The organism is Pseudoramibacter alactolyticus ATCC 23263, from assembly GCF_000185505.1.
In the GTDB taxonomy this organism is placed as follows: domain Bacteria; phylum Bacillota; class Clostridia; order Eubacteriales; family Eubacteriaceae; genus Pseudoramibacter; species Pseudoramibacter alactolyticus.
In genome coordinates this window covers 1-532 of record NZ_GL622393.1, presented here as the reverse complement: position 1 = coordinate 532, position 532 = coordinate 1, and the positions used below count along the sequence as shown (strand labels likewise).

General features: G+C 60.3%; 1 protein-coding gene. It reads left to right on the top strand.

The features are described from left to right. Window positions 1-16: 16 nt before the first annotated feature. A partial coding sequence (locus HMPREF0721_RS11315) for a Mur ligase family protein (RefSeq protein WP_242821901.1) occupies window positions 17-532 on the top strand: 516 nt, incomplete at its 3' end.

Here is a 532-nt window from a genome sequence, read left to right as displayed (position 1 = left end):
AATGGGTGGCAGGGCAATGACGTTCTCCGGAAAGGTTGATCTCAGCGCGGCTGACCGGCTCTTCGACTGGTCTGGTGTGCATGTTGTCATCGCTGGTTTAGGCACGTCCGGCTATGCCGCCGCTGACGCGTTACTTGAACTTGACGCCACGGTCCTCGTCCTTGACGACTGCGATGACGACTCCCACCGTGACAAAGGTGGTCTGCTGGAGGTTCTCGGGGCTGAAGTGCGTTTGGGCCCCGGATCAGCATCCGACTTGCCGGAGGAAACGGACCTCGTCGTCGTCTCTCCTGGCTGGCGTCCTACCCAACCGCTGGTAGCTCATGCCCTTACCCGAGGGATTCCCGTTTGGGGTGAGCCTGAACTGGCCTGGCGCCTCATGCATCCCGACCGTGTTATTCCGTGGCTGGCGATTACCGGCACCAATGGCAAGACGACGACTACCCAGATGACCGAGTCGATTCTTCATGCGGCAGGTCTGAAGGCATGTGCTGTCGGTAACATTGGCCGCCCCATCCTTGAGGCCATGGCT